This window comes from Streptomyces spongiae (genome assembly GCF_009377185.1).
In the GTDB taxonomy this organism is placed as follows: domain Bacteria; phylum Actinomycetota; class Actinomycetes; order Streptomycetales; family Streptomycetaceae; genus Streptomyces; species Streptomyces spongiae.
In genome coordinates this window covers 1-8,774 of record NZ_VJZC01000423.1, presented here as the reverse complement: position 1 = coordinate 8,774, position 8,774 = coordinate 1, and the positions used below count along the sequence as shown (strand labels likewise).

Below are 8,774 nucleotides of genomic sequence, written 5' to 3'. Positions count from 1 at the left end.
GCTGGGGGCGCAGCCCCCAGGGATGGGACGGGTAGGGGCGGCGGGGGCGAGAAAACCGGGATCCGCGGTGACGTGAACGTCACCCCTCGGACAACCCCGGCCAGACGGCCGACGCGTCGTCACGATCGGGGTCGGGCAGACGCACCGGCCGTACGGGAATCGTGCGGGCCTGCCCGTCGGTGACCACCGTCCAGGCCGCGGCCCGGCCCGAGTAGCAGAGCGTCGTCAGCACGAACACCCCGTCGGCGTAGACCTCGACGTACTCACCGACGGTCAGGACGCGCAGGACGGCGGCGGGTTCGGTCAGGACGGTTTCGCCGAGGCGGGCCCCGTCCGGGCCGGTGACCCAGAGGTTCTTGCCGTCGCAGCCGACGGAGAGGGCGGGCTGTCCTTCCCCGTACCCCTCCCCGTCGCCGGTACGGGTCCGCAGGACGATCTCCGTACGGCCCGACAGCACGACGTCGCCCACCGCGTGCGCCGTCGCACGGTCCGTCTCCTCCCCCAGCCACGCGTCCACGCCCGCCCACCACTCCAGCCGCGGCGCCGAACCCTCCTCCACCACAAGGGACTTGGGCTGCGCGAGCATCCCCCGGCAGCGCTCACCCGCGTCCGTGAGGCCGACACGGCGGGGCGTGGTGTGCACGACCACCCGGGAGCCGTCGGGGGCCTGGATCACCCGGGGGGCGTACGCGCCCGTCGGGCCGAGCGCGCCGTGGCGCGTCCACGGGCCCCGCAGCCGGGGAGCCGTCCACGCGTCGAAGCCCCGGGTCTGGCCGATGGAGCCGAGCAGCAGCCACCCGCCGTCGTCCAGCCGCTCCAGCACCGGGCACTCCAACTCGTCGACGTCGCCCGGCGACACCAGCGGCGGGTGCACCGTCCAGTGCTCCAGGTCGTCCGACGTGGCCAGGGCGACGCAGCCGCTGACCTCCACCGGGAGGGAGGCGTCACTGGCGCAGACCACCATGACCCAGCCGTCGGACTCGTCGTCACGTACGACGAAGGGGTCGCGCCAGCCCATCCGCTCACCCGTGCGGTACCAGCGCGGATCGGCCTCGACGACCGGTCCGGTGCCGTGGCGGCGCCAGCCGGTTCCGTCGGTGCGGTCGGAGTACGCGAGCCCGACGGACTGGAGGGGCCAGCCGTCCGGGGTGAGCCCGGAGACACCGGTGTAGAACATCGCCATCCCGGCCCCGCCAACGCCCCCGTCCCCGTGCCGGAACGGATGCATCGTCCACACCGCCTGCCCGTCGAAGCGCCCGGGCAGACCGTTGCCGAAGGCCGTCCCCTGGGGCTGCCAGTGGACCAGGTCGGCGGATGTGGCCCGGCCGTAGGAGGTCTCCATCCGCAGGTGGTCGAACTCGGCGGTCCAGGGGCCCTGGAGGTGCAACACGGTGTAGGTGCCGTCGTCGTCGCGGAGCAGGGCGAAGTCGTTCAGGCACAGACCGGGCGGGGCGTATCGCATGCGGAGTTCCTGTCGCTCACAGCGCTCAAACGCATGCGCTGAACAGTGGTGTGTTGTCGCTCTCTCCAAAATCGATGCAAGTAAAACTGAACGCAAACGCTTGCGCAACAACGACGCCGGGTCTACGGTCACGTCACCCACAGATCACACCGACGTGAAATTGACGGGAGGGACCGCGCCGTGACGGCTCGCATCACCGATGTCGCCCGCGCCGCCGGAGTCTCGGCGTCCACCGTGTCCCGCGCACTGCGCGGCCGGCCGGGCGTGTCCGAGGAAGTGCGGGCACAGATCGCAGCCGTCGCCGACCAACTCGGCTACACCGCCTCGCAGTCGGCCTCCAGCCTGGCCAGCGGACGCACGTACACCATCGGGGTCGTCGCCCCGTACATCGGCCGCTGGTTCTTCGGCACCGTCCTGGACGCCGCCGAGCAGGTGTTCAGCGCCGCCGGGTACGACGTGCTGCTGTACAACCTGGGCTCGCCGGAGGCGCGCAAGCGCTTCTTCACCCGGCTTCCGGTGCGCAAGCGGGTGGACGCCGTGCTGTCGCTGCTGATCCCGGACCCGGACGAGTCCGCCGCGCTGCGCTCCCTCGGGGTGCCGCTGGCGAGCACCGTAGGCGGGGCCCGCGAGGGCTTCACCGTGGTCGGCATCGACGACCGGGCGGGTGCCGAGAGCGCCGTACGGCATCTGGTGAACCTGGGCCACCGCAGGATCGGCATGATCTCCGGAGCCAGCGGCCCCCTGCACTGGACCACTCCCGTCGACCGCCGCGAGGCGTACCTGAGCGTCCTGGCCGACGCCGGGATCGCGCACGATCCCGCGCTGGAGGCGGACGGCGGCTACACCGTCGAGGGCGGTGAGCAGGCCATGACCCGGCTGCTGGCCGCCTCACGTCCCCCGACCGCCGTGTTCGCGCAGTCCGACGAGATGGCGATGGGCGCGATGCGCGCCCTGCGCCGGCACCGTCTGAGGGTGCCGGAGGACGTCTCCGTCGTCGGCTTCGACGACCACGAACTCGCCGAGGTGGTCGGACTGACCACGGTCGCCCAGCCGGTCGCGGGCCAGGGCACCGAGGCCGCCCGGCTGCTGCTGCGGCAACTCGACGAGCCGGCCGAGCCGGACGCGCAGCCGCCCGCCGACAAGGTACGGATGCCCATCCGTCTCGTCCTGCGCGAGACCACGGCCCCGCCCAGCCCGCGCGGGCCCCAGTAGCGACTGCTCACACCCTCACCAGCACCGACGCACGGAGGCACGCACCCATGAACGCCGGAACCAGCAGGTTCAGCACGTCCAGCGGGTCCAGCAAGTCCAGTAGGTCCAACAGGTCCAGCGGGTCGAGAAGGTACCGGCACACCGCCTGTACGGGCCTGGCCCTCACCCTCCCCCTGGCGGCGCTGGCCGCGTGCGGCGGAGGCGGCGGCACTGACGCCACCGCCGAGGCGGGCAGCGGCAAGGGCACCATCAGCGTGTGGGCCCACCAGGGCCAGAAGAGCGAGTCCGACGCCCTGCAGGGCGCGGTGAAGTCCTTCAACTCCTCGCAGAGCAAGATCAAGGTCGAGCTGAAGCTGATACCCGACACGGACTACACCAAGACCATCACCGCCACCGACGCCTCCAAGCTGCCGGACGTCATGGAGTTCGACGGCCCGACCATGGCGAACTTCGTCTACAACAAGAAGCTCGCCGCGGTCGACGACTACGTCTCCGCCAAGACCCTGGACAACGCCACCGACGCCGTCAAGGCGCAGGGCGAGATCGACGGCAAGCACTACGGCCTGGGCATGTACGACTCCGGGCTCGGCATCTACGGCAACAAGAAGCTGCTCGACGCGGCCGGGGTGAAGTACCCCAAGGGCCTCGCCGACGACTGGACCGCCGACCAGTTCACCGCCGCGCTCAAGGCGCTGAGGGCGAAGGACTCCGACGGCAAGGTCGTCGACCTCCAGGAGACCAACGGCTACGCCAACGAGTGGGGCACCTATGGCTTCGCCCCCATCGTCTGGTCGGCCGGGGGTTCGCTCCTCAAGGACGGCAAGGCGGCGGGCGCGATCGACTCGCCCGCCGTGGTGTCGGCGCTGAAGACGTTCCAGTCCTGGAAGCCGTACGCCGACGCCAACACCGACGGCAACGCCTTCGCCAAGGGACGCGTCGCCCTGAGCTGGGTCGGCCACTGGATGTACCCGGCGTACAGCGAGGCGCTCGGCAAGGACCTCGTGGTGCTGCCGCTGCCCGACTTCGGCGACGGGCCCAAGACCGGTCAGGGCTCCTGGGCCTGGGGCATCGGCGCCAACAGCAAGAACGCCAAGGCCGCGGGTACCTTCCTCGACACCCTGCTGAACGACCAGAACGTCACCGCGATGACGAAGGCCAACGGCGCCCCGCCCGCCACGAAGTCGGCGCTCGCCGCGAGCGAGCTGTACAAGCAGGGCGGCCCGCTCCAGCTCTTCGCCGACCAGCTCGCCAAGCCGTGCGGTGACAGCGACATCAGCAAGTCGTGCGTGGCCGTCACCCGTCCGGTGACCGCCGGATACCCCGTGGTGACCTCGAAGTTCAGCGAGGCCCTGAACTCGATCTACGGCGGCGCCGACCCGAAGAGCGCCCTGAGCAAGGCCGCCCGCGCCATCGACCAGGACTTCTCGGACAACGCCGGCTACGAGATCCCGTAGGACCGTAGGACCCATCGGTGAGGGCGGGCCCGGGTGTCACACCGCGCCCGCACCCCCGCCCCCACCGGGAACAGGACCAGGACCCCCTCGTGAATACCGTGGAATCCACGCACGCCACGCTCCCCGGCCGGACGCCCACCCCACCCGCCACCTCCGCGAAGCCCACGCGTACCGGGCGGCGCGGGAACCGCGACTGGCTGCACGGACTGCTGATGTCCGCCCCGGCGGTCGGCGGCCTCATCGCTTTCGTCGGCATCCCCTTCGTCTACGCCGTCGTCCTCTCCTTCTACAACGTGCGCCTCGGCTCGCCGCTGGAGCCCACGTTCTTCGGCCTGGAGCAGTACCGGCGGCTGTTCACCGACCCCGATCTGTCCGGCCCGTTCCTGCGGGCGCTGCTGAACAACTTCACCTTCGCCGTGGTCGTCGTCCCCCTCCAGACGGGCCTCGCGCTCGGCCTCGCGATCCTGCTGAACCGCAAGCTGAAGGCGATCGGCCTGTTCCGCTCCCTCTTCTTCCTGCCGGTCGTCTTCCCCATGGCGCTGGTCGCGGTCATCTGGCGGCTGATCCTCGCCCGCAGCGACCAGGGCATGCTCAACTCCGTGCTGGACGCGCTGAGTTTCGGCAACTGGGGCGCCTTCGACTGGCTCGGCGACGGCGTCACCGCGATGGCCTCGATCATCGTGCTGTCCGTCTGGCAGGGCGTCGGCTTCCAGATGGTCATCCTGCTCGCCGGCCTCCAGCAGATCCCGGGTGAGCTGTACGAGGCCGCCCAGCTCGACCGGGCCTCCCGCTGGCAGCAGTTCCGCCACGTCACCCTGCCCGGCATCCGGGGCACGCTGGTCTTCGTCGCGCTGCTCACCTCGGTGCTGTCGTTCCGCGTCTTCGACCAGGTGTACGTGCTGATCCGGGGCGGCGGCCTGGACGAGGACTCCACCCGCACGGTGATGTACCAGGCCGTCACCACCGCCTTCGACCAGAACAACATCGGCCAGGCGTCCGCGATCACGGTCGTCTTCTTCCTGATCGTCGTGGTCCTGACCCTCATCCAGCGCCGCGTCGTCCGCACCGACAACGAGGACTGACTGCCCCATGGCCATGACCCGCACACCGCTGCGCCGCTCCCTCGACTACACGGTCCTGAGCGTGCTGGCCTTCATCTTCGTCCTGCCCGTGCTGTACCTGATCCTGGGCAGCTTCAAGCCCTCCGACGAGGTCCTCGACGGCCTGACGGGCTTCCTGCCCACCCACCTCTCCCTGGACAACTACTCCGCCGTTCTGGACAGCTTCAACTCCGACGCCACCGGCTACTTCTGGCGCTTCATGGGCATCTCACTGCTCCTGGCCACGGTGGTCGTACTCGGCGGACTGATCGTCAACTCCATGGCCGCGTACGGGCTCTCCCGCCTGAAGTGGCGCGGCCGCAACGCCGTCTTCACCCTGGTCCTGCTGCTGATGCTGGTCCCGTTCGAAGCGGTGGCGGTGCCGCTGTTCTACATGTTCAACGACCAGCGCAACACCATCTACATCCAGGCGATCCCCTTCATCGCCCACGCCTTCTCGGTCTACCAGTTCGCCACGTTCTTCCGCGCGATACCGCCCAGCATCGAGGAGGCCGCCCGTATCGACGGCGCGGGCCCCTGGCGCACCTTCTTCGCGATCATCGTCCCGATGTCGAAGCCGGTGTTCGCCTCGGTCGCCATCCTCACCTTCCTCACCCAGTGGGGCTCCTTCCTCTGGCCGGTCCTGATGGTCTCCGACCCCGCGGTACGCCCCCTCCCCCTGCAGATGAGCGTCTTCCAGGGCCAACAGCCCGTGGACTGGGGCCAGATCCTCGCCTTCGGCGTCCTGCTGGTCCTGCCCGTACTGATCGTCTTCGCGTTCTTCCAGCGGTGGTTCGTCCAGGGGGTGGCGAGCTCGGCGGTGAAGGGGTGAGGGACAGCAACGTGACCGAGGCCGTGGCGCTGTACGTGATCAGCGCCTACGAGCCGACCGCGTCCTGACACACCGCACGGGGCAGCACGCGGGGCAACGCGCTCACGGCGCCGTCGGAGGCGTCGCGCTCCCGTTGCCCACGGACTGGATCGTGCCGCCGACCTTCTTCCGCAGCGGCTCCAGCATCTTCGGCTTGGCCGTGATGGCCCACTTCGGCCCGACGAGGTACTTGCCGCCGTAGATGGCCGCGGTGTCCAGCCAGGTCAGCTTGAACTTCTCCTTGGGGAACGTGGTGATGAGGTAGTCGCCGTCGGCCGTGTGGCACACGCCCTCGCGCAGCTCGTCCGCGTCGACGCGGATCTTCACCTTGCAGCCGGTGAGGTCCGCGATCACCTCGACCTTCGCCGGCGCCACCACGGCGGCCTGCTCGGCGTCCGGCACCGACGTGGTCTTCGACGCCTTGCCGCCCGCTCCCGCGTCGTCCCCACCGCTGCAGCCCGCGGCCAGCGGCAGGACCAGGAGTCCCACCACGGCCGCGGCCAGCTGTTGTTTCCTCAGCACGTCCCGTCTCCGTGTCGGTCGTACGTCCTTCTCCGCAGAGCTCCTCCCGGGAAGTACGCACGGAACCGGGAAGTTGTTCAGAGGTTGTCGCCCCAGCCGCACTGCAGCATCGTCTGGAACGCCCACGTCCCGCCCCGCCGGACGAGGATGTCGGCGTACCGGAGCTGCTGGGTGTGCCCGGCCGCGGTCATGGTCGAGTCGGTGAAGACCACGGCCATGGCGGAGGACAGGAAGACGGGCGTGCGCGTGGACTCGAACGTGATGTCCTCCCCGCCCTCCCCCATGACCTGCGTCATCGTGGCGACGAACCGCTCACGGTCCCACTGCGCCGAACGACCGTCGCCCGCCGCGTCGTCACTCACCAGGTTGAGCGGGAACACGGCCATGTCGGCCATGCGCTCGACGTCACGCTTCGCGCTCGCCGCGTCGTACGCCGCGAACCAGGCGTCCAGGCTCGCGCGGTCCTCGTCGGTGGGGGCGTATCCGGTCTCGGGCAGATGGATCACAGGGGCTCCTGTCGCTCTTTAATCAAGTTTGACTAGCTGTGCGCCGGAGAGATATGCCCCCTCAGGAACTGCTCAAACAAAAGACCCCGGTGATCCCGTACCTCGTTGTACGGAACCACCGGGGCCTCGAATCAGACGCGCCCAGGCACGGGCTCAGCCGCGGTTGCCCGCCGCCCGGCGCCGGGTCACGACGAAGATGCCGCCGCCGGCCGCGACGAGGGCGGCCGCGCCCATGGCGATCGGGATCGCGTTGCCGCCACCGGTCTCCGCGAGGTCACCGTCGGCGGGCGGGGTGGACGAGCCGCCGTTCGGGGTGGGCTCGGCCGGAGTCGTCGACGCGTCCGCGGGCGGGGTCGTCGAGGTCTCGCTCTTCGGCTCGTCGGGCTCGGACGGCGTCTCCTTGCCCGGCGGCGTCTCGGACGGGGTCGGCGTGGGGGTCGAGGAGGCCGGCGGCGGGTTCTCGGCGGGTGGCGGCTCCTCGGTCGTGCAGTCCTTCGTACCGCCGTTCCAGGCCGCGATCAGCTTGTCCTTGATGACCGTGCGGTCCGGGCCCTTGGGCAGCTCACCGTGCTCGAAGCCGTCCTTCGCGTCGAGCTTGCCGTCGAACTTCACGGCCCCGCGGTACAGGTCGATCTGCGCGAAGCAGCCCGCGTCGGGCACCACGATGTCGAGCGAGTCGGTCTGGCCGGGCTTGACCGTGACCGTGTCGAAGTCGACGAAGACCTGCTCACCCGAGGTCGCGAACGTCGGACCGTGGGCTTTGTACGAGGCGAGGGAGGCCGTGCAGGTGGTGGCGTCACCGGCGGTACGGACCTTGATGTGGACCTTGCCGTCGTCGGTGGGCTTGAGGTTCTGGTCGTCGACCTTGACCGAGTCGAAGAAGTTCGAGCCGTCGAGGGAGAACTGGCAGCGATCGGTCTCGGTCACCGTGCCCGCACCCTTGCCGGGCGCGTACGTCTTCGTGCCCCAACCGTCGCCACCGGGTGTCCCGGTCGCCCAGGCGGCTCCGGTCGTGACGGCGGAGAGGGCAAGCGCGGCAGCACCTGTCCCCAGCAGGCGGCTCACGGTGACACGTCTCGCTATGGGCATGCGGACCCCATCTTGGATGTGCGGGACCCATGGCGCACGACAGCGGGGCAGGCAGGCAGCACGAAGCAGCCGCCGCCGGGCCGCGCCAGGGGTGAAGTGGTCGGAGAAACACCGTGCTCACCGGTCACATGAGCCACAGCGTTCGCACATAGTCGATCACCGGTAAAAGTGCTGTCAACCTCGGAGAACCACGAGTAGTTCAATTTACGATCACAGTTCCGACACAGGAGGAGGCGGCTGCTCCGGCAAGGCTTCGGCCTGGCTCTCGTGCTTCCGACTCCGGTGCTGACGCAGCATCACATTCGCGTCGGTCTCGCCACTCCAGTCGAACCGGGCCCGCGCCGCCTGACGCCGTACGACCAGCTCGGCGCACCCCTCACAACCGGGCTCCGGCTGCGGCGGACGCCCCCACCCCGGCCCGAGCGACGTCGAACTCCCCCGTACGGCACGGTCATTGGCGGCCTTCACCTCGGCCCGCAGCCGCTCCTCGGGGGTGGCCGACCGGATCCGCCCCGGATCGGCCTGCCACTCGCGGCCCCCACCCACGGGACGCAACAT

General features: G+C 69.9%; 8 protein-coding genes and 1 pseudogene. 4 read left to right on the top strand and 5 right to left on the bottom strand.

Features of this window, described 5'->3' with window-relative positions; translation table 11 throughout:
- Positions 1-79: 79 nt before the first annotated feature.
- Entirely contained in the window at positions 80-1,462 is a 1,383-nt protein-coding gene (locus FNH08_RS36825; RefSeq protein ID WP_152775881.1) for a glycoside hydrolase family protein, read from the bottom strand.
- Between the two features lie 180 nt (positions 1,463-1,642).
- Between FNH08_RS36825 and FNH08_RS36820 the strand changes: the two genes are divergently transcribed.
- The 4 genes from FNH08_RS36820 to FNH08_RS36805 all read left to right on the top strand — a co-directional run bounded on the left by FNH08_RS36820 (position 1,643) and on the right by FNH08_RS36805 (position 6,060).
- Complete coding sequence (locus FNH08_RS36820; protein WP_322726085.1) at positions 1,643-2,674, top strand: LacI family DNA-binding transcriptional regulator; 1,032 nt, start codon at positions 1,643-1,645, stop codon at positions 2,672-2,674.
- A 47-nt stretch (positions 2,675-2,721) separates the two neighbouring features.
- On the top strand, positions 2,722-4,128 hold the full coding sequence (locus FNH08_RS36815) for an ABC transporter substrate-binding protein (RefSeq protein WP_152775880.1): 1,407 nt from the start codon (positions 2,722-2,724) through the stop codon (positions 4,126-4,128).
- Positions 4,129-4,217: 89 nt separating this feature from the next.
- Complete coding sequence (locus tag FNH08_RS36810) at positions 4,218-5,210, top strand: carbohydrate ABC transporter permease (protein ID WP_322726084.1); 993 nt, start codon at positions 4,218-4,220, stop codon at positions 5,208-5,210.
- Positions 5,211-5,217: 7 nt separating this feature from the next.
- Positions 5,218-6,060 carry a carbohydrate ABC transporter permease gene (locus tag FNH08_RS36805; RefSeq protein WP_152775879.1) on the top strand — a complete coding sequence of 281 codons (843 nt, stop codon included), beginning with the start codon at positions 5,218-5,220 and terminating at the stop codon, positions 6,058-6,060.
- 102 nt (positions 6,061-6,162) lie between these two features.
- On the opposite strand, the gene FNH08_RS36800 is transcribed toward FNH08_RS36805, so the two are convergent.
- From FNH08_RS36800 to FNH08_RS51115, 4 genes and pseudogenes are all read right to left on the bottom strand, one after another.
- The gene (locus FNH08_RS36800; protein WP_322726083.1) at positions 6,163-6,621 is read right to left on the bottom strand and encodes a hypothetical protein; all 459 of its coding nucleotides are present in this window, start codon (positions 6,619-6,621) and stop codon (positions 6,163-6,165) included.
- Between the two features lie 77 nt (positions 6,622-6,698).
- A complete protein-coding gene (locus FNH08_RS36795) occupies positions 6,699-7,127 on the bottom strand; it encodes a nuclear transport factor 2 family protein (protein ID WP_322726082.1) in 429 nt (142 codons plus the stop codon).
- Between the two features lie 153 nt (positions 7,128-7,280).
- Positions 7,281-8,216 carry an LAETG motif-containing sortase-dependent surface protein gene (locus FNH08_RS36790; RefSeq protein WP_152775878.1) on the bottom strand — a complete coding sequence of 312 codons (936 nt, stop codon included), beginning with the start codon at positions 8,214-8,216 and terminating at the stop codon, positions 7,281-7,283.
- A gap of 210 nt (positions 8,217-8,426) precedes the next feature.
- Positions 8,427-8,774, bottom strand: a pseudogene (locus FNH08_RS51115) (hypothetical protein); the annotation flags it as partial.